This window comes from Polyangium spumosum (assembly GCF_009649845.1).
GTDB classification, from domain to species: domain Bacteria; phylum Myxococcota_A; class Polyangia; order Polyangiales; family Polyangiaceae; genus Polyangium; species Polyangium spumosum.
In genome coordinates this window covers 308,176-328,059 of record NZ_WJIE01000010.1, presented here as the reverse complement: position 1 = coordinate 328,059, position 19,884 = coordinate 308,176, and the positions used below count along the sequence as shown (strand labels likewise).

The window sequence follows — 19,884 nt, the reverse complement described above, 5'->3', positions numbered from 1 at the left end:
TAGGTGTCCCGAGCCGCAAGGCTCCTAAAGACCCCTCGTAGACTACGAGGTTGATAGGCCGGGTGTGGAAGCGGAGTAATTCGCGGAGCTAACCGGTACTAATCGGTCGTGCGGCTTGACCATACCTTTGAGGCAAACGTCGTGATTCGCGTCCGGAGCTCGCTTGACGAGCCGGCGCGCGCGGACTGCAGCAGACTACGGGGACGACGCTCTACATTCCGTTCGTCGGAGATCTTCGAGCCCGCGTGAGGGTTTTCTCACGCGGGCTTTTTCTTTTCCATTCAGCCCTGCGCGTGCCTCTCGACGGGCGCTCTCGTCGTCGGTCTTGCCATGGGCCCACGGGAAGAGCTGCGCATCGCGCAGTTCTTCCCCATTCGGTCCAGGCCGTGCCTGGTCCGGGTGCAGGGGCGGACAGCCCCTGCCGGGGTCTGGGGCGGCGCCCCAGCTCGGCGCCCCAGCTCCGCGCCGCCGCTCGTTCCGCTGCCGACGTTCCCTCGGCCGCCGCGTGAATCGTGCTTTGCTCACCGATGGGGGTTTGTCCCCGCGCGGCGAACCTGTTAGACACGGCCCCGATGGCTGAACTCTCGCCTCCCACGAACCTCGCCGCTGGTGTCGACGTCGCGCGTGCTGCGCGCCAGCTCGAGGAGCATCGCGCTGCGCTCACGGGCCATTGTTACCGCATGCTCGGTTCGGTCACCGAGGCCGAGGACGCCGTCCAGGAGACGATGCTGCGCGCTTTTCGCAGCCTCGGCCAGTTCGACGGGCGCTCCTCCCTGCGCACGTGGCTCTATCGCATCGCCACCAACGTTTGCCTCGACGCGCTCTCCGACCGCTCGCGGCGCATCCGCCCGATGGAGGTGGGTCCGGTCGGCACGGTCGACGACAGCCTCACCACGCTGCCTGCTTCGAGCTGGGTCGAGCCGATTCCGGACACCATGGCCTTGCCTGAGGACGCGAGCCCGTCCGAGCTCGTGTCGCTCCGGCAGAGCATTCGCCTCGCGTTCGTGGCTGCGCTCCAGCACTTGCCGCCGAAGCAACGGGCGGTCCTGCTCCTGACCGAGGTCCTCGGCTGGGCGGCGGCCGAGGTCGCCGAGAGCCTCGGCACCTCGGTCGCGGCGGTCAACAGCGCGCTCCAGCGGGCCCGCGCCACGCTCTCGGCCCGCGACCTCAGCGAGCCGCGTGCGCTCGCGGATGGCCAGTCCGCCTTGCTCGAACGTTACGTGCAGGCGTTCGAGCGGTACGACATGGACGCGTTCGCGGCGCTGCTCCACGAGGAAGCGACCCTTTCGATGCCGCCGTATTCGCTCTGGCTCAAGGGGCACGACTCGATCCTCGCCTGGTTGCTCGGGAAGGGCTGCGGGTGTCGCGGCTCCCGGCTCGTGCGGACCGAGGCGTCGGGCTCGCCGGCGTTCGGGCAGTACCGACCACCCGCGGAGCCTGGGGGCAGTTACAAGCCGTGGGCGCTCATCGTGCTCGAGACCTCGGGGGATCACATCACGGCGTGGAACGCGTTCCTCGACACTGCGACGCTTTTCCCTCGGTTCGGCCTGCCCCTCGAGCTCGCTCCGTAACGCTCCCCTCCCCTCGAACGATTTTTTTCGCGGACCGATGAGTCTGGACCCCTCGCCGGGTCCATACGCCAAACCTACCGGCAAGGAGGCGCGCACATGACCACGACTCGTTCTCGCATGCTCTTCGTCAATATCGCCGTCAAGAACCTCGACCGCTCCGTCGGCTTCTTCACGAAGCTCGGGTTCACGTTCAACCAGCAGTTCACCGACGAGACCGCCACGTGTATGATCGTGAACGAGCAGGCGTGCGTCATGCTGCTCGTCGAGTCGAAGTTCCAGGGCTTCACGAAGAAGCAGATCTGCGACACGAGCACGTCCAACGAGGCCGCCATCTGCTTCTCCTGCGAGAGCCGCGAGGAGGTCGATCGGATGGTCGAGATCGCGCTGGCGAACGGCGGCTCGCGCGCGATGCCGCCCCAGGATCACGGCTTCATGTACTTCGCGAGCTTCTACGACATCGACGGCCACCACTGGGAGGTCATGTGGATGGATCCGGCCGCGGTCCAGAAGTGACCCTCGCCGCGTAACACTCGACCCTTCCGAACGCCCCAACGTTTGGGACGCGGGAGGCCCTCCCCCCTCCCCGCCTTGGCTCCCTCGTCCCCCCGTCCGTGCTACATCGCCCCTCGATGCCCGATCAGCCGACCCCCTTCGAGATCCTCGGCGGAGAGGCCGCCGTCCGGAACCTCTGCGAACACTTCTACGACGCCATGGATCGCGACGAACCCGCGCTCGCCAAGCTCCACGAGCTCGACGACCAGGGCCGCGTCTCCCGCCGCAGCCGCGACCGCTTCGCGCTTTTCCTCATCGGCTGGCTCGGCGGCCCGCAGGACTACATCGCGCAGAACGGCCACCCTCGCCTCCGCATGCGCCACGCCCAGGTGCCCGTCGACATCGCCATGCGTGACGCCTGGATGCGCGCCATGACCACGGCCATGGACGAGGTCGGCGTCCAGGGAGAGATCCGCGCCTTTTTGCTCGGCCGCCTGGCCGACGTCGCCGACTTCATGCGCAACCGGCCGGGCTGACCTTTTCGCTAGAAGAGCACCGGCAGCTCCACGAGACCTCTCAAAAACGATTTGCTCCAGCGCACCTCCTCGGGCGGCACGGCGAGGCGCATCGCGGGGAACCGGCGGAACAGGGTCTCGAACGCGATCTGGCCCTCGACCCGCGCCAGCGGCGCGCCCACGCAGAGGTGGATCCCCTTGCCGAAGGCCACGTGACGCTCGGCGCCCTCGCGCGTGACGTCGAATCGATCGGGATCCGGGAATCGCGCGGCGTCGCGGTTCGCCGAGGCCAGCCCCACCATGACGGGCTCGCCCTTCGGGATATGCGTCCCGGCGAGCTCCATGTCTTGTTTGGCGATCCGGCCCGCGATGAAATCGACCGGCCCCCAGTACCGGAGCGTCTCCTCGACGACCCCCTTCGCGCGGCCGCCCGGATCCGCCTTCACCTTCGCGAGCTCCGTCGGATGCTGAAAGAGCGCGAACGCCCCGTTGCCGATCAAATTCACGGTGGTCACGTGCCCCGCGAGGTACAGCAAAAAGACGGTCGTGAGCACCTCGTCCTCGCTCAGCTTGTCGCCCGCCTCCTCGGCCGCGAGCAGCTCGGTGATCATGTCCTCGGCGCCTCTCCCGCGCTTCTTTGCGAAGAGATCCCGCAGGTAGGACGAGAACCTGTTCAGGCCGGCGATCGTCTCGTCATCCAGCCCCCCGCGGCGCCGGTCGGCCTTCATCAGGTTCTCGGTCCATTGCTTCACCTGCCCGCGATCCTCGAGCGGAATGCCGAGCATGTCCGAGATCACCGCGACGGGCATCGGGTAGGCGAAGGCCGAGATCAGGTCCATGCGCCGCTCGGGCGCGGACTCGCCGCGCGCCTCGGCCGCGCGTTCGGCCATATCGAGGAGGTCGTCCGTGATCTTCTGGATGCGCGGGCGCATCACCTCCATGACGCGGGGCGAGAAGCTCGGCTGGATCAGCTTGCGGAGCCGGGTGTGATCCGGGGGATCCCTGGAGAGCAGGCTCTCGGAGAGCAAGCGCAGCTCCTCGATGACGGGGGGCAATTTCTCTCGTTGCTCCGGCGTCATCGTGGTCCGCGGATCGGATGAGAATCGATTGTCGACCAGGGCGGACAGCACCTCGTCGTAATGCGCGACGAAGAGGTGCTCGCGCTCGAGGAAGGCCTGGAGCTCGGACGCCTCGGCCCCGTCGCCGTCCGGGTCCGTGTCGGTGAACGAGACGGTGACGACGCGGCCCTTCGCGCGCGCTTTCGCGTAGTCCGCGTCGGCGCGATCCGGGTCCAGGGACAACGGCACGACACCCGTCGCCTCTTCGTTTTCTCCGTTCGCTCCATCCTGCATGACGCCCTCCCCCGCCGCGCGTGCGCTCGCGTGGCCCTCGCATTCTAGGGGAGGCGCAGGGCTCGTCCACGCGTGGGGGCGAGATTCACAAGGACGTCGTCACGCAGGAAATTCGGGATGGACGGGCAACGAAAACCCCGTCAATCCCCCTCGCGCCGCGCCACGCGGGCGGCCCGGACGCCTCGGTGCGTGGGGATGGGCTCGATCTTCATCGTATCGGCCTCCTCGGCCGCCCTCGCCACGCCCTCGTCGACGAGGACCTCGCCGTCCTTCGCTGCGCTCGCGAGCTCGGTGGCCTCCTGCACCGCCGCCCCGAGGATCATGCATTGCGCGTGAAACGGCGCGCCGAAGGTCCCCACCGTCAAGAGCCCACGCGCCACGCCCACGCGGGCGCGGACGAAGGGCGCGCCGTGCCGGGCCGCGATCTCGGCCGTGCGCTCGATTTGCAGGAGCGCCGCGTGGATCGAGGCGAGCTCGACCGCGCGCCGATCGTCGCCGAGCGCCCCGAATCCAAAGAGCATCTCGTCGCCGCGTGACGCGTGCATCGTGCCATCCATCGTGAACGCCGCCGCCGCCGCGGCCTCGGAGAGCTCGTCGACGAGCACCTTGAATCGCCGCGGCGGCAAGCGGTCCGCGGCCATATCGAGCCCGGAGAGCCGGAGCACGAGGGCGGTGGCGAGGCCCCGCGCCGGCGCGCCCGCGGCGAGCTCCGCCCCCGAGACGGCCGTCTCGCCGCGACCGGGGCCGAAGCAACGCTCGTGCAGGAGGCGCGCCTCGGCCTCGGCGCGCTCGGCGAGCGCGTGCAAGCGCAGCGCCGCGATCCGCACGAGCCCCGCGACGAGCGCGGCGTCGTACGAAGAATACGCCTTGCCGTCGGACCGCGCGCCGACGACGACCACGCGTTGAGGCGCCCCCGCGGCGCCGTCGGCCCCGTCGAGCGGCAGGACCAGAAATGTATGGGCGTCGAAATGGCCGAGCCGCGTCAGGCGCCGGCGGACCTCGTCGGCGGGCGTGCCGTGGGAAGGCTCGCGGGTCGCGCCGCTGAAATCGCCGTCGATGTCCGCGCGTGGGCCGGTCGCGGAGCGGGGCCCGGTCAGGGAGTGCGGGGGCGCCGTGCCAGGGGCACGCGCCCAGTAAATGCCGCCGTCGCCGCGCTCGAGGAGCCGCGTATGGCGCGGGGAGAATGCGCGTCGGATCGCGTCGACGAGCATCGTGACCACCTCGTCCTCGGTGGCGGCGCTGGCCGCGGCGCCGGCCATCTCGTCGAGCGCGGAGGCCGCGTCGACGTCCGCGCGACGCTCGAAGAGCCGGCGGAGCCTCTGCGAGACGGGCTCCACGGCCGCCACGACGGCGGCGACGCCCGCGAAGGCGCCGAGGCCGAGGTACATGCCCTCGGGGCCGGCGAGGGCCCAGGCGATCCCGCCGAAGGAGAAGGCCGCGGCGGCGAACACCACGCCGAGCAGCAAGAGCATGGCGACGACGCGGGCGACCTCGCGGAGCGCGACGTCGACGTCGAACATCTGCCGGCGCTGGATCTGGTGCGCGAAGGCTGCCGGGAAACCCGCGAGGGGCGCCATCGCGATCCAGCCCAGGCTGCCCACGGTGGCGGTGTGGAGGCCGATGGTGATGGGCAAGAGCTGCAGGAGCAGGCTCGGCAGCACGGACAGGCAGCCGGCCCAGAGCATGAAGCGGCCGGATTGCCGCGCGGAGAGCGTCCGGCCCCGGAAACGCGCGTGGAGGAAGGAGCCGAGCAGCAAGATGAAGCCGAGGAAGATCATCCCGGCGCTGACGCGGGTGCAGGCGAGGTTCACGGCGGGGCTCCCGCCGAGCGTCACCCACGTGAGGAAGAGGGCGAGCGCAGGCAGGTAAGGCAGCCAGAGCAACCAGGGCCGCCGACGCGTGGCGCGGCCGAGGCCGGAGAACGTGAGCGCGAGGTGGAGCTCGGCCGCGCCGGTCGCCGAGCATCCCAGGGGAAACGCGAGGGCGAGCGGGCCGTCGACGAGGTCGTAATCGACGGAGCCCATGAGGAGGAGGCCGACGGCGCTCGTGAAGGCCACGAGCGCCTGCACGGGGCGCAAGGTGGGCCGCTTCCAGCCGGCCACGCCGCCCACGAGGAAAAACAAGAGGGCCGCGACGAACCCCGGGGCATATTGCTTCACCAGCGAGGACCAGCCGAACGTCGTCACCGGCACGGCCACGTCGAACGTGTGATCCCCGCGGCGCAGCGTGTACGTGACGGGCGTGCCCGGGGCGAGCCGGTGGACGTGGTCGTGCACGTCCCTGCCGCGACGAACGGGCGCGCCGTCCACGGCGAGCACGGCGTCGTACGGCTCGATACCCCGCTCGATCCCGGGCCAGGTCGGCTCCACGACGGCGGACACGAGCCGCCCCGCCTCCACCGTGAACCCGGGGAACGTCGCGCGCGCGACCCGGGGCAGCTCGGCGACGGCGACGAGCGAAAAGAGCAAGGTCGCGACGATCCAGGCGCGCATCACGAGGACCTCGGCGCGGCCCGGCTCGGCGACGGGCGCGGGGCTCGGCTCGCTCTGGAGGGCGCGCAGATCCTCGGCCATCTCGGCGGCGGTCGTGTACCGCGCGTTCGGGTCCTTCTCGAGCGCGCGCATCACGATACGCCCGAGCTCGACGGGGATCCCGAGCTCCGGGCGCCGCTTCTCCGGCGGGACGGGCGCCTTGTGCGCGAGCGCGTACGTGAGCTCGGCGGCGCTGCCGGCCGGCAGCGCGTGCTCGCCCGTGAGCGCCCGGTACATCATGGCCCCGAGCGAATACAGATCGCTCCGGCGATCGATGACCTCTCCCCTCGCCTGCTCCGGGCTCATGTAGCGCGGCGTCCCCCAGACGGCGCCGGCCTCGGTGAGCTCGGTGGACTCGTGATCCTCGAGCTTGGCAATACCAAAATCGAGGAGCTTTACGACGGGCTCGTCGTCCTTGCCGGGGGCGCGGGCGAGGAAGACGTTTTGTGGCTTGATGTCGCGGTGCACGACGCCGCGGCGGTGGGCGTCGGCGAGGACGTCGAGCAAATCGAGGGCGATACGCGTCACGCGCGGGGCCGCGAGGGGCGCCTCCCGCTCGAGGAGGCCGCCGAGCGTCTCGCCCTCGAGGTACTCCATCACGAGGTACAGCGCGCCGTCGTCGGTCTGCCCGAAATCGTGAATGACGGCCGCGTGGGGGCTCGAGAGCTCGCGCATGATACGCGCCTCGCGGCGGAAGCGGTTCACGACCGTGAGGTTGTCCGCCATGCGCCGGTGCAGGATCTTCACCGCGACGCGGAGGTTCTTCCAGGCGTCGCGGGCGAGGAAGACCTCGCCCATCCCGCCCACGCCGAGCTGACGCTCGAGGCGATATCGCCCGGCAATGGTGGCCCCGGCCGAGGCCGGCGACCCGGGCGGCGGCGCGCTCGGCCGGACACCACGCGGCATCTCGACCACGGTCGGCACGTCCTCGCGGCCCAGGCTCTCGTCGCGCGCCGTGTCGCCCTTCACGCCTGCGACGGTACCACGACGCCCGACTTTTCGGATCTGCTCCGGGCAGGACACGAGAGGACAGGAATCCACGGACGGCCGGCGCTGGACGAGGAAGACGGGATCTGCGCGTGCCGTGGGGTGCCGGGCGCCCTCGGCATATCCGTTGCAAACCGGGCGAACCGAGGCGCGGCCGCGAGGTGGTTCGCGGCGGCCTCGATGGAGAGGGAGGCGACCATGAGCAAGGTGCGTATGGGGCTCGGAATGGTGATCGTGGCGGTGTTGACGCTCGCGGCCGGCGCGGCGTTCGCGGGGACGCCCGGCGGTCTGTACGGCCAGCAGCAGCCCGGCGTGAGCAAGGCGCGCGGGGCGCAGGTGACGCGTGGCCTGCAGGCGCCGCGCGGGATGCAGGGAGCGCGCGTGATCCAGGAGGAGGTCGACCTGGAGGATGATCTCGTGGGCCAGGGCGCCCTCGAGCTCGAGGAGGATCTCGGGACGCAGGAGAGCCTCGTGGACGACGACCAGCTCTTCCAGGACTAGGCGTAAAAAGCGCGAATCAAGGGGGCACGGGCCGGTACGTCTCGACGACCGGCTCTCCCGTGCTGATCCAGCGGAAATGGTCGACGAGCGTGGCGCTGTCGAGGACGGCGTCGCCGGAGTCGTACACGGCAAACCGCAAGGTGAACAGCTCTCCGCCCTGCATCGGCGCTCGGGTCGTGAGCCAGCCCGTGGCGCCGTGCTGCGTCTCGTAACCCGTCCCGAGGAGCGCGCTCGGGCCGAGGCTGCACGGATAAAGCGTGCCGCCGGCGCTGCAGGGCGGGCCGTCCTGGCAGGTGCAGACCTCCAGGAACACGTTGTTGACGCTGATGACGTTGCCCACGCCGTCGAACGAGATGTTGCCGTCGGTCTGCCCGGGCGGCGTCGGCGAGAGCAGGGCGACGAAGGCGTCGTTGAAGGTCGTGCAGGCGAAGATCGGGAATTCGGCCGTGTAATAGCTGAACTCGAATGCGAAGCCGACGGCGCCGTTTGGCGCGCGTAATGTCACCTCGAGGGCCACGCCGTCGTGGGGCTGGCCGGTGGTGCTGCCGGGGCAGGCCGGCGAGGGCTTGGGAAACCCCTCCGGCGCGGCGTGCGCGTACCCCTTGGCATAACCGGCGTTCGGGGGCAGGTAGCCGGGCTCCCCCGGGCGGCGGGCTGCGCCGCTCGAGAGGGCGAGCATTCGCTTGCCGGCGCGTGGCGACACGTTCGGGCCGAAGGCCTCGTAGAGGCCGTGACCGAGCGCGTATTGCACGTCGTACCCCGTGGGGATCGGCGCGCCGTCGGGCAGCACCCACCGAGCCTCGTGCAGGCCCGGGTCGTCCGGGCTCTCGGCCACGGTGCACAACTCGATGGCGCGCGCCGCGTGAAAAGGATCCGCGTCGTCGTTCGCGAGCTCCTCGTCACAAGGCGAGGTCGCGCCGCCGCTGCCTGCGTCCGGCGGATCGCCTCCGTCCGGCAGCGCGCCTCCCTCGCCGCCTGCGCCGCTGCCGCCGGCGCCCGTGCTGGCCGTGCTGGCCGTGGAGCTCGTGGTCACGGGCTCGCCGCTGCTGCTCGTCGCCGTGTCCCCCGGATCCGGTCCGCCGCCCGCTCCCCCGCTGCCTGCGCCGCCGCCGAGCGACACGAAATTGCCGCAGGCCGCCGCGACGGCGACGAGCGGAGGCAGGAGGGAGAGCAGAGCGGGGCCGAGGCGCATGGGACGAGCGTGTCACTCCGTCGGGCGGGAGGTGTTCACCGCGCTGTTGGGCACGACGGTCCAGCGGAAGTTGTCGACCAGCGTGGTGCTGTCGAGGATCGCGTCGCCCGAGTCGTACGTGGCGAAGCGCAAGGTGAAGACGTCGCCGCCGTTCACGGGCGCGGTCGTGGTGAGCCAGCCCGTGGCGCCGTTGTTCTGGACGTCGAAGCCCGTGCCCACGAGCGCGCCGCCGCCGAGCGGGCAGTTGTTGTTGCAGACCTCGAGGAAGACGTTGTTCACGCTGATGATGTTGCCGAGGTTGTCGAACGAGATGTTGTCGTCGCTCTGGCCCGCGGGCGTCGGCGAGAGCAGGGCGACGAAGGCGTCGTTGAAGGTCGTGCAGGTGAAGGCCGGGTACTCGGCGGTGTAGTAGGTGAAGTCGAAGGCGAAGGCATGCGCGGCGTTTGGCGCGCGGACCGTCACCTCGAGGGCGACGCCGTCGTAGGGATCGCCGGTGGTGACGCCGGAGCAAGCCGGCGAGGGCTTGGGGAAGCCCTCGGGCGCGCCGTGCCCGTAGCTCTTGGCGAAGCCGCTGTACGGGGAATGGTGGTCGGGATCGTTCGGGCGTCGGGCGGCGCCGGTGGAGAGGCCGAGCATGCGGTCGCCCTTGCGCGTGCCCACGTTCGGGCCGAACGAGTCGAAGATGCCGTGGCCGAGCGCATAGACTTGCTCGAAGCCCTCCGTGATGGGCGAGCCGTCGGGCAGGACCCACTTGGCTTCCATGAGGCCCCATCCATTCGGGTCGGACGCCGTCTTGCAGAGCTCGATGGCCTTGGCGGCGCTGTACGGATCGGCGTCGTCGAGGACGAGGTTCGCGTCGCATTGGGGCGGGCCGAAATCGTCGACGGGAACACCGCCCGCGCCGCCGCTGCCGCCCGTGCTGCTGCTGCTGCCGCCGTCTCCGCCCGCGCCACCCGCGCCGCCCGCGCCACCCGCGCCACCATTTCCGCCGGGGCCCGAGGTCGGGCTGCCCGAGCTGCTGCTGGAGGTGTCGGGATCGGGGGTATTGCCGGTGCCGCCGGCACCGTCGCCGCCGCCGCCCGCGACGGTGCCGCCGCATGCGGCGAGCGCGAGCAAGGAGGCGAAGGAGAGCGCGAGGGAGGAAAGAGGCAATCGATTTTGCATGGGGGGTCTCCTGAAGAAATGAACCGGACGCGATTCATGGCCGGCGACGACCGGATCGATCACGGAATCGACGCGCCCTCTCCCGCGAGGGCGCGCAGGCGTTCGGCATAAGGGCTCTGCGGGTGCGCCTCGAGGAAGCGGCGGGCGCGGGCGGCGGCCGAGACGTCCCCCGCGCGCGAGAGGGCCTCGATGCGGAGGACCTCGGCCTCGAGGGCGAGGTGGCCGCGGGGGAAACGCGCGTCGTAGTCGTCGAGCGCGCCGAGGGCGCGGGCGCCGTCGCCGGAGGCGAGCGCTTCCCGCGCCACCCGGAGCGCCTGGAGCTCCGCGGCGAGGCGCGCGGCGCGGTCGGCCGACGCGCTCGGGGCGGGCGCCCTCGGGGCGCGTTTTCCCCTGGCGGGAGGTGTCGCCGCGGCGGGCGTGGGCTCCGGGTCCACCTGCACCTCGACGATGGCCTCGGTTTCGACGGCTCGTTCGGGGATCGGCTCCGCGGCGGCCGGGAGCCTGCGTTCGCCGAGGGCCGGCGCGAAGCGGCTCGCGCCCACGGGGACGCGCCCGTCGCCGCCCGCGACGCCGAGCACGACGCCGATGCCCAGCGCGGAGGCGCCGATCGTGAGCACGAGCCATTTGGCGAACGCGCCTTGCAGGAGACCCTTCGCGGCCGCGCCGGTCGTCCCGGCCGAGGTGGCCTTCGTCGCGGCGATCGCGCCGAGGCCTGCGGCGGCGCCGATCAAGGCGGCTCTGCGCTCGCGGGCGCGTGTCGCGTCGAGCGCGCGGGCCGAGCGCAAGAGCTCGGCCCCCAGGTCGTCGCCGTCGACGAGTCGCTCGGGATCCATCATCGAATGCTCCGTTTCTTGCGCGCCTGCACACGCGCGAGCCCCTCCTGGAAGAGCTCGCGTCCGCGGCGCAGCCGGGAAGCCGCCGTCCCGAGCGGGATCCCGAGCAGGCTCGCGATCTCGGGGACCCTCATCTCTTCGAGCTCGAAGAGGACGAAGACCGCGCGCACGTCGAGCGGCAACGTCTCCAGCACCTCGTCGAGCAGCGCGCGCGCGCGGCGCTGCGCGAGCAGCTCCTCGGCGTCGGGACCGGCGTCGGGCGGGTCGAGCGGCGGGCCCTCGGCGGCGTCGTCGGAGAGCGAGACCTCGCTCCGGCGCCGCAGGGTCCGCCGGACCTGCATGGCGACGCGCATCGCCGTCCCGAAGAGGAAGGACCGCTCGCTGCCCGCGGCGATCTCGTCGAGCCGCCGGCTCGCCACGATGAAGACCTGCTGCGCGGCGTCGTCCACGTCGGCGTCGGGCACGCCGAGGCGGCGGACCGATCGCCAGACGAACTCGAAGTGCTCGTCCCGGATGGCCCGGAAGCGCGCGGCGGCCTCGGAGGAGGGCGGGTCGACCTCGAGGGGCGACGCGAGGGACCACTCGACCCCCTCGCCGCCTTCCTGCGTGGTCCCCACGGTCGTCATGTTCCCCCCACGATGTCCCGTTGCGAGCGTTTCGATCACGAAAACGTCATGGCTGAGGTCACCGTCGATCGTGGGTGATGGCACCTTCCAGGAGGACGTCGGCAGCTTCGAGCGAGGATGAGCTCACCTTCCAGGAGGACGTCGGCAGCCTCGTCGAGGATGAGGACAGCCTGCCAGGACGACGTGGACAGCTTCGATCGAGGGTGAGCTCACCTTCCGGGAGGACGTGGACAGCCTCGTCGAGGATGAGGACAGCCTGCCAGGAGGACGTGGACAGCTTCGATCGAGGGTGAGCTCACCTTCCGGGAGGACGTGGACAGCCTCGTCGAGGATGAGGACAGCCTGCCAGGAGGACGTGGACAGCCTCGTCGGCCCAGCCTCACCAGAACACCCACCCTGCCCCGATCGCGGCGGATCCCCCGAGCGCCGGCACCACGTGGATCACGCGCCGCGGGTCCTCGAAGCCGAACACCTCGCGGATCAGCGGCACCACGAGCCCCGCCTCGGCCTCCAGCGACAGGGACGGCAGGGGCCGCACCTGGAGCCGGCCCGTGAGGCTCGCCGCGAGCCAGGGCCGCGTCGCCTGCTGGGGGTTCACCACGGAGAGGCCCTCGCCCAGGAGCGCGCCGAGGTCGAGGCCCGCGCAGGGTCGCAGGGTGAAAGGGCCCACGACGGCCGCGACGGGGCAACCCGAGAGGCGGGCCGCGAGCCAGCGGAAACGAGCCGCGCCCCCTTCGGTCTGCGCGGTCGGGCTCTGGGCGAAGGCCACGCCGAGGCGGAAGGCCGGCGCGAGGCCCGCGTGGCCAAAGGAGGCACGCTCGGCGAACAGGACGAGGCCAAAGGCGGGATCCGGGGCGAGCGCGCTCCAGAACGCCCCCTGAGCGCCCACCTGGACGTGTTGCGAGGCCCGCGACGGCGGCGGCGGCGGTGGCGGCGGTGGCGGTGGCGGTGGCGGTGGCGGTGGCGGCGGTGGCGGTGGCGGTGGCGGTGGTGGTGGTGGCGGCGGCGGCGGCGCCGGCTGGTTCAGCCCTCCCTCGATCGCCAGCGCCGTCACCAGCGAGAGCGCCCCCATCACCTCCTCGCAGCTCTCGCCCGATACCTCCCGCAGCGAGCTCGGCCCCTCGGGCACCTCGATCCGCAGCTCGCCGCGGAGCCGGCCTCCGTTCTCCTCGAACAGGCTCGCCGTCAGCGTCCGCGCGACCTCCCCCTCCTCGGCCACGTGCAGGTCCGGCACCTCGGCCCGCACGGCGGCGAGGAAGTCCTCGGCGCCGGGGCAATGGGCGGGGGCGGTGTAGAGGATGCGGACCGGAGCGGCCTCGCCCGGGGAGGCCCGGCCCGCGAGGAGCAGGGCGGCCGCGGCGCCGGCGGCGGCGAGCCGGCGCGGCGTTTGGTCAGGACGCGCGCCGCGCATCGCCGAGGGCCGGCTCTTGCAGGTACCGCGTCTCCGGGTTCTCGCGACGCCAGATGACGGTGTCCATCAGGTAGTGGTGGATGTTCACGAACGCGAAGATCGCCACGAAATACGGCGTGGGCCCGAGCGCCTCGCTCGTGACCCCGCCGCGCGGCCCGAGCGCCTCGTCGAACGCCGAAGGCGCCCCGTGGAACAAGAACCAGCCGAGGCCGAGGGCCGACACGGCGAGGATGCCGAGCCGCGTCCGCGCCGAGCGCTCGAACCAGGGCGGCCCCTCGCGCTCCCGCGCCTCGTTGCCTTTCAAGAGCCAGACGAAATACAGGTATTGCACCGAGTGCAGCGCCGGGATCACGTACCGCACGAGCGGGTCGACGCTGGAGTAGATCGACCACGACCAGATGCTGCAAAGCAGCGCCGTGAGCGGGGTCAGGATCGGCAGGCGCCCGTCGCGGCGCCATTTCCGGACGAGCACCCACGCGAGGGGGATCAGCGTCGATAAAAAGACGACGTGCGTGAGGTGCTCGAGCCAGAGCGGGGTCGCGAGCGTCGTGTACACGAGGCCCTTCTCCTCGACGTCCCGGCCGGGATCCGCGGGGCTCGCCCAGGCATAGGCCCAGCCGGCAAAACAATGCGCCAGGACCACGAGCCGCTCGCGCGGGGCGAAGCGGACCCCGCGCCGCGCCGCGAGCACCGTGAAGACCCCGAACCCCTGCTTCACGTAGTGCCAGCCGACGAGGAAAAACATCAGCCGTACGAGCAAGCTCAGGACGAACGCGGACTTCATCACGAGCCCCACGATCACGAGCGCGCCGAGGAGCGCGGGGGCCACGAAGCCGGCGACGAGGTATCGAATCCGCTGGGGCCGGGGAAAACGATCCCCCAACACGCGCGCCTTCGTGTCCTTGTAGAACAGGAGGTACGTGACCGCGAAGTGCGGGTCGTTGATGACGAACGCCGCGTGGAACATCAGGAAGCCCACCGCGTATTCGGCGGGATCGAGCCCGAAGGCGCGCCGCAGCAGAAAAGAGAGCGCAAACAGGAACGGGGTCACGCCCCCCACGAGGAGGAACTCGACCAGGCGACGCGAGGAGCCTCGAGCAGCAGGCGGGTCGAGGGGCCACGGCGGCGCCACGGGCGTGCTCATGGGCAGAGACGCTACCATCCCTCGCGCCCGCGAGGCCCACTTGAATGGCCTTTCGCCCTTGACGTAACGTGAGCAGTTTGGTTGCCTCGTCATCTGGAGCCCCTACGACGATGCGTGACCGTACGGCCACCGGGTATCTCGCGTCCCTCTCGGGTCAGGCGCGCGAGATCAGCGTCGCCATTTGCCAGGACGCCGCGGAGCAGATCCCGCGGCTCGCGAGGGCCGGGACGGCGGAGGTGGCGGCGTGGTCCGAGGCGGCCGTCGCCGCAGCCCTGCGCGTGGTCTCGGGCGAGGCAGGGGCCGAGGCGCTCGTCGCCCATTTCGTGGCCTTCGGGGATGAAGGCGCCGCGGCCGACGAGGTCCTCCGCGCCGTCACCCTCTGCCGGCGCCATCTGCTGCGCGCTTCGCTGCGCGCCCTGCCCGAGGTCGCGGGCGCCGCCGAGGAGATCGAGCGCCTCTCCGCGAGCTTCGACGCGGCCTACGAGGCCGTCGGGAGGTACTACGCCGCCCTCGCCGCGGCGCGGTGCCGGGACGGGTCGGCGCGCTTCCGCGGCCTGGTGAACGCGATCGGCAGCGTCATCGTGGTCATCGACGTGGACGGCAAGGTCATCGACTGGAATGGCGACGCCGAGCGCGTGTACGGCGTCCCCCGCGAGGAGGCGCTCGGCAAGGATTATTTCGAGGCCTTCCTGCCGCCCGAGGCCCACGAGGCCGTGCGGGCCGACATGCACAAGGTGCTCGCGGGCGAGCCGACGAAGAACTTCGAGAACCCGGTCGTCTCGCGCGACGGGACGGTGCGGCTCCTGCAATGGAACGTCGATCGTATCCTCGACGGCGAGGGCCGGCCCGCGGCGTTCGTGGCGAGCGGATACGACATCACCGAGCACCGGCAGAACCGCGACCGGCTCGAGCAGAGCCGCGGCGAGGTCCAGGCCATCCTCGACAACGCGCCCATCGTCGTGTTCGTCAAGGACCTCGAGGGGGTCTACACCTTCTCGAACTACCTGTGCGACGCGCTCTTCGGCTTCGAGCCGAGGTGGATGGTCGGAAAACGCGACGCCGATTTCCTCCCGCCCGAGACCGTGAAGCAAAACCGCGACAATGACGCGGCGGCCCTCGCGGCGGGACGAGCGGTCGAGAGTGAGGAGCTCATCCCCACCACGGACGGCTCCCGCATCTACATGGTCTCGAAGTTCCCCCTCGTCGACGCGGGCGGGGCTCCGTACGCCGTCTGCGGGATCGCCCTCGACATCACCGCGCGCAAGCAGGCCGAGGAGGACCGGGCGCGGCTCGCCCGGGACATCATCGACGCGCAACACGTGGCGCTGCGGGCCCTGTCGACGCCGCTCTTGCCGATCGCGCGTGGGGTCGTGCTCATGCCGCTCATCGGGGCCATGGACGCGGCGCGGGCGGCGCTCGTGCTGGAGACGTTGCTCGACGGCGTGGGCGCGCACCGGGCGGAGGCCGCGATCCTCGACATCACGGGCCTGCACGAGATCGACGCCGAGGTGGCGACGGGCCTCGTGCAGGCGGCGCAGGCCGCGGCGCTGCTCGGCGCGGAGGTGGTGCTGACGGGCGTGCGGCCGGCGGCGGCGCGTACGCTCATCGAGCTCGGCGTCGACATGCGCGGCATCAAGACCCTGAGCTCCCTGCAGCAGGGCGTGACCTACGCGATCACGCGGTCATCCCGCGCGCGCCCGCCCGCTCGTTCGTCTTGATCCGGAGTGGCAATCCCATGAGCAATTCCACGGTCCCCGGGCCCTTCGTTTTTCTTTCGAGCAGGGCGCCCGAGATGAGCGCCGCGATCACGCGGGACGCCCTGGACGAGCTCCCGATGCTCGCGAAGGCAGGGGCGGCCGAGGCCGCGGCGTGGGCCGAGGCGGCCGTCGGCGTGGCCCTGCGCGCGCTCGACGGCGCGGCGGGGCTCGAGGCGCTCGGGGCGCATGTCCTCTCCCTCGCGGCGAAGGGCGCCCCGGCCGAGGAGGTCGGCCGCGCCCTCGCCCTCTGCCGTCGCCATTTCCTGCGCGCTTGCGTGCGAGCCCTGCCCGAGGTCCCCGGCGCGGCCGAGGGGATCGAGCGCCTCTCCGCGTGCTTCGACGTGGCCTCCGAGGCCCTCCTCCAGCACTACGCCGCGCTCGCCACGAGCGGCCACGACGCCACCGTGCACCGGCAGAACCTCGACCGGCTCGAGCGGAGCCGCGCCGAGGTGCAGGCCATCCTCGACAACGCGCCCATCGTCGTCTTCGTCAAGGACCTCGACGGCGTGTTCACCTTCTCGAACCGCCAGTTCGACGAGAACTGCAACCTCCCCCGCGGGTGGATCCTCGGCAAGCGGGACGGGGATTTCCTCCCGCCCGAGACCGTGAAGCAGAACCGCGACAACGACGCGTTGGCCCTCGCGGCGGGCCGACCGCTCGAGAGTGAGGAGATCATCCCCACCGCGGAGGGCACCCGCATCTACATGGTCTCGAAGTTCCCGCTCTTCAATACGAACGGGGAGCCGTACGCCGTCTGCGGTGTTTCCCTCGACATCACCGCGCGCAAGCAGGCCGAGGAGGAGCGGGCGCAGCTCGCCAAGGACATCATCGACGCGCAACACGTGGCGCTGCGGGCGCTCTCGACGCCGCTCCTGCCGATCGCGCGCGGGGTCGTCCTGATGCCGCTCATCGGGGCCATCGACGCGACGCGGGCGGCGCTCGTTCTGGAGACGTTGCTCGACGGCGTGGGCGCGCATCAGGCCGAGGTCGCGATCCTCGACATCACGGGCCTGCGCGAGGTCGACGCGGACGTGGCGAGCGGCATCGTGCAGGCGGCGCAGGCCGCGGCGCTGCTCGGCGCGGAGGTGGTGCTCACGGGCGTGCGGCCGGCGGCGGCGCGCGCGCTCATCGAGCTCGGCGTCGACATGCGTGGCCTCAAGACGCTGAGCACGCTGCAGCAGGGCGTGACCTACGCGATCACGCGATCTCGCGCCCGCGCCCGCTGACGTCCCCGCGCCGAAGTGCGGCGCGTATCGCGGAGAGGTGATAGACTGCCGCGCGGAGGGGAGGGCTTTACGTATGGATGCACCGCTTCCCATTTCGGGCGCCTATTTCACGACCTTCGGCACGTTGCACCTCGAGGCGCGCGGCGCGCGGGTCACGGGCAAGTATACCCATCAGGACGGCTCCGTCTCGGGCACATTACACGGCAGCACCGTGCGCGGCACGTGGGCGCAAAAGGGCAATTCGAGCGAAGGGACGTTCACGTGGGAGTTCCATCGCGGCGCCAATGGCTTCCGCGGCACCTGGGAGGGCGGCGGCAGCGGCGCCTGGGACGGCGTGCGGCTCGAGCTCGCGCCCGTGGATCGGGGCGGTTTCCCCGGCGGATGGAACAGCTACCCGGAGGGCCCGCTGCTCGCCGGCCCGATGATCGGCGAGGTCTCCGAGCGCGACGCGCGCCTCTGGGTCCAGGCCCGCTGCACCTCCCCCGTCTCCCTCGTGGTCGCGACGCCCGACGGCGAGGTCTGTCGGATGCAGAAGACGCCCGCGTGGAGTGAATGGCTCTGCCAGACCTATCACGTCGAGGGCCTGCGCCCGGGCGTCCCGTACACGTATTGGTTCGAGAGCACGCACGGCCGGACGAAGGCCCGTCCCCTGCCCCTCGCGCCGCCCCGCGAGGCGCGCGCCGCGCGGATCGCCTTCGGCTCGTGCCTCTGCTTCTACCATCAGAACGAGCTGCCGATCCTCGACGCGATCACGCGCGACGCGCCGGCTTGCCTCGCGATGATCGGCGACAACACCTATTATTACGGCTTCGACTGGCAGAGCGAGCACACGATGATGCTCGCCCAGCTCCGCGCCCGGAACAACGACGCGTTCCGGCGCCTCGTCTCCGCCGTGCCCACGCTCGGCGTCTGGGACGATCATGATTTTGGCCCCAATGACGCCGACAATCGTTTCTCCGGCAAACAGATGGCCCTGCGCGCCTTCCGGCGCATGTGGGCGAACGCGAACTGGGGCGCGCAGGGGATCGAGGGTATCTTCTCCTCGGCGCGCGTGGGCCCGGCCGAGATCTTCCTCCTCGACAGCCGCTGGCACAGGAACCAGCCCAATCACACCCTTCTCGGCGAGGCGCAGCTCGTCTGGCTCGTCGAGGCCCTCGCCCGGAGCACGGCGCCCGTCAAGATCATCGCCTCGCCGACGCAGGTGCTCGCGGACGCCGCCGTCGCGAAGGAATGGGAGTGCTTCCGCCGCGACGCGCCCCGCGAGCTCGAGGGGCTGCTCGGCGAGATCGAGGCGCGCGACATCCGCGGCGTGGTCTTCGTCAGCGGCGATCTGCACATGGCGAACCTCTTCCACCAGGAGGGCCGCGATCTGCACGGGCGCCGCGGGCCCGAATGGTGGGAGCTCACGACGAGCCCGCTCGCGAACGATCCCTGGATGGAGCCGATCGCCGGCAAAGATCGATACCTCGTCACCGAGATCATCGACCGCTGCAATTACGGGATCGTCGACGTCGATCTCGATCGCGCGGGCTCCGAGGTGGTGCTCGTCTGCAAGGACGAGCGAGGGGATGTGCTCTTCGACCAGCCGATCGCGCTCTCCACGCTCGCCGTGCGGCGTTAATCGGCACCCTTCTCCACGAACGTGCTCCGCACGAACCCGACGAACTCCCGCAAGGCCGGGGACGTGTCGTCGGCGCGCCACGCAATGAACAGATCCGCGCGCGGCGAGCCCACGATGGGCCGGATGACGAAGCCCCTGCGCCCCGCGCGGCGGATCGAGCGCGGCAGGATGGCCACGCCGAAGCCCGCCGCGACCAGGCTCAGGATGTCGAGGTGCGGCGCCTCCTGCACGATACGCGGCGTGAAGCCCGCGTCCCGGCAGAGCGACATGATCTGATCAAAAAACGCCGGCCCCCGTTGCCGCGGGAAGAGCACGAACGGCTCGCGCGCGAGCAGCTCGAGCGGCAGCCGCTTGTGCGCCGTCAGCGCGTGCCCCGCCGGCAGGGCCACGACCAGCGGATCTCGCTTCACGCACGCGGACGCGAGCGACGCGTCGTCGACCGAGCCACGCACGAGGCCGACGTCGATCAGGCCCTCCTTGAGCGCGTCGAGCTGCGCCTGCGGGCTCATCTCGCGCAGGGCGATCTCCACCTTGGGAAAACGCTCGTGGAAGGCGCGCAGGAGGTCGGTGATGCCGCTGTACGCGAGCGACGAGATGTACCCCACGGCGACCCGCCCGATCTCCCCGACGCTCGCGCGCCGCGCCTCGTGCACGGCGAAATCGAGCCCTTCGAGCAGGTTCCTGACGCGCGCGAGGAGCACCACGCCGGCCGGCGTGAGCTCCACCCGCCGCCGCGCGCGGTCGAAGAGCGAAAACCCGAGCTCGGCCTCGAGCTCCTGGATTTGCCGGCTCAGCGGGGGTTGCGTCATGCGCAGCCGCCGCGCGGCGCGCCCGAAGTGCCTCTCCTCCGCGATCGCGACGAAGTAGCGCAGGTGACGCAGTTCCATGCCCAGAAGGTATCAGGCGATGCCTGGGAATGCATTGGACGATAGCGAGCCGCCCCCGAAAGCTTCCCGGGCCC

General features: G+C 71.1%; 16 protein-coding genes and 1 rRNA gene. 8 read left to right on the top strand and 9 right to left on the bottom strand.

Annotated elements, in window-relative coordinates:
- From GF068_RS30760 to GF068_RS30745, 4 genes are all read left to right on the top strand, one after another.
- Nucleotides 1-123, top strand: a 23S ribosomal RNA gene (locus tag GF068_RS30760); the annotation flags it as partial.
- Between the two features lie 449 nt (nucleotides 124-572).
- Nucleotides 573-1,571, top strand: a complete 999-nt coding sequence (locus tag GF068_RS30755; protein ID WP_153823060.1) for a sigma-70 family RNA polymerase sigma factor — start codon at nucleotides 573-575, stop codon at nucleotides 1,569-1,571.
- 96 nt (nucleotides 1,572-1,667) lie between these two features.
- Nucleotides 1,668-2,084, top strand: coding sequence for a VOC family protein (locus GF068_RS30750; protein ID WP_153823059.1), 417 nt, complete (start codon nucleotides 1,668-1,670; stop codon nucleotides 2,082-2,084).
- A gap of 116 nt (nucleotides 2,085-2,200) precedes the next feature.
- Entirely contained in the window at nucleotides 2,201-2,599 is a 399-nt protein-coding gene (locus GF068_RS30745) for a group II truncated hemoglobin (protein ID WP_153823058.1), read from the top strand.
- Between the two features lie 8 nt (nucleotides 2,600-2,607).
- Here the strand turns inward: GF068_RS30745 and GF068_RS30740 are convergent, their stop codons facing one another.
- Nucleotides 2,608-3,885 (bottom strand): cytochrome P450 family protein, encoded by a 1,278-nt coding sequence (locus GF068_RS30740; protein WP_170319764.1) that lies wholly within the window; start codon nucleotides 3,883-3,885, stop codon nucleotides 2,608-2,610.
- Nucleotides 3,886-4,070: 185 nt separating this feature from the next.
- Nucleotides 4,071-7,430 (bottom strand): protein kinase domain-containing protein, encoded by a 3,360-nt coding sequence (locus GF068_RS30735; RefSeq protein ID WP_153823056.1) that lies wholly within the window; start codon nucleotides 7,428-7,430, stop codon nucleotides 4,071-4,073.
- A 216-nt stretch (nucleotides 7,431-7,646) separates the two neighbouring features.
- Here GF068_RS30735 and GF068_RS30730 point away from each other — a divergent pair, with 216 nt between their 5' ends.
- The gene (locus GF068_RS30730; protein WP_153823055.1) at nucleotides 7,647-7,949 is read left to right on the top strand and encodes a hypothetical protein; all 303 of its coding nucleotides are present in this window, start codon (nucleotides 7,647-7,649) and stop codon (nucleotides 7,947-7,949) included.
- Between the two features lie 16 nt (nucleotides 7,950-7,965).
- On the opposite strand, the gene GF068_RS30725 is transcribed toward GF068_RS30730, so the two are convergent.
- The 6 genes from GF068_RS30725 to GF068_RS30700 all read right to left on the bottom strand — a co-directional run bounded on the left by GF068_RS30725 (nucleotide 7,966) and on the right by GF068_RS30700 (nucleotide 14,319).
- Entirely contained in the window at nucleotides 7,966-9,141 is a 1,176-nt protein-coding gene (locus tag GF068_RS30725) for a choice-of-anchor L domain-containing protein (protein WP_153823054.1), read from the bottom strand.
- Between the two features lie 12 nt (nucleotides 9,142-9,153).
- Entirely contained in the window at nucleotides 9,154-10,305 is a 1,152-nt protein-coding gene (locus tag GF068_RS46540) for a choice-of-anchor L domain-containing protein (protein ID WP_206079585.1), read from the bottom strand.
- Between the two features lie 59 nt (nucleotides 10,306-10,364).
- A complete protein-coding gene (locus tag GF068_RS30715; protein WP_153823053.1) occupies nucleotides 10,365-11,141 on the bottom strand; it encodes an outer membrane protein assembly factor BamD in 777 nt (258 codons plus the stop codon).
- On the bottom strand, nucleotides 11,138-11,764 hold the full coding sequence (locus GF068_RS30710; RefSeq protein ID WP_153823052.1) for an RNA polymerase sigma factor: 627 nt from the start codon (nucleotides 11,762-11,764) through the stop codon (nucleotides 11,138-11,140). Before GF068_RS30710 ends, GF068_RS30715 begins: the two co-directional genes overlap by 4 nt.
- 379 nt (nucleotides 11,765-12,143) lie before the next feature.
- Nucleotides 12,144-13,175, bottom strand: a complete 1,032-nt coding sequence (locus GF068_RS44495; protein ID WP_206079584.1) for a hypothetical protein — start codon at nucleotides 13,173-13,175, stop codon at nucleotides 12,144-12,146.
- Nucleotides 13,156-14,319: a hypothetical protein gene (locus tag GF068_RS30700; RefSeq protein WP_153823051.1), complete on the bottom strand. Its 1,164-nt coding sequence runs from the start codon at nucleotides 14,317-14,319 to the stop codon at nucleotides 13,156-13,158. The genes GF068_RS44495 and GF068_RS30700 overlap by 20 nt, the downstream gene beginning before the upstream one ends.
- A gap of 110 nt (nucleotides 14,320-14,429) precedes the next feature.
- Between GF068_RS30700 and GF068_RS30695 the strand changes: the two genes are divergently transcribed.
- The 3 genes from GF068_RS30695 (at nucleotide 14,430) to GF068_RS30685 (ending at nucleotide 18,923) form a co-directional block, all read left to right on the top strand.
- A complete protein-coding gene (locus tag GF068_RS30695) occupies nucleotides 14,430-16,037 on the top strand; it encodes a PAS domain-containing protein (protein ID WP_153823050.1) in 1,608 nt (535 codons plus the stop codon).
- A gap of 17 nt (nucleotides 16,038-16,054) precedes the next feature.
- On the top strand, nucleotides 16,055-17,302 hold the full coding sequence (locus tag GF068_RS30690) for a PAS domain-containing protein (protein WP_153823049.1): 1,248 nt from the start codon (nucleotides 16,055-16,057) through the stop codon (nucleotides 17,300-17,302).
- A gap of 73 nt (nucleotides 17,303-17,375) precedes the next feature.
- Nucleotides 17,376-18,923: an alkaline phosphatase D family protein gene (locus GF068_RS30685; protein WP_153823048.1), complete on the top strand. Its 1,548-nt coding sequence runs from the start codon at nucleotides 17,376-17,378 to the stop codon at nucleotides 18,921-18,923.
- Here the strand turns inward: GF068_RS30685 and GF068_RS30680 are convergent.
- On the bottom strand, nucleotides 18,920-19,810 hold the full coding sequence (locus GF068_RS30680; RefSeq protein WP_153823047.1) for a LysR family transcriptional regulator: 891 nt from the start codon (nucleotides 19,808-19,810) through the stop codon (nucleotides 18,920-18,922). The two genes, GF068_RS30685 and GF068_RS30680, sit on opposite strands and share 4 nt — an antisense overlap.
- Between the last annotated feature and the right edge of the window lie 74 nt (nucleotides 19,811-19,884).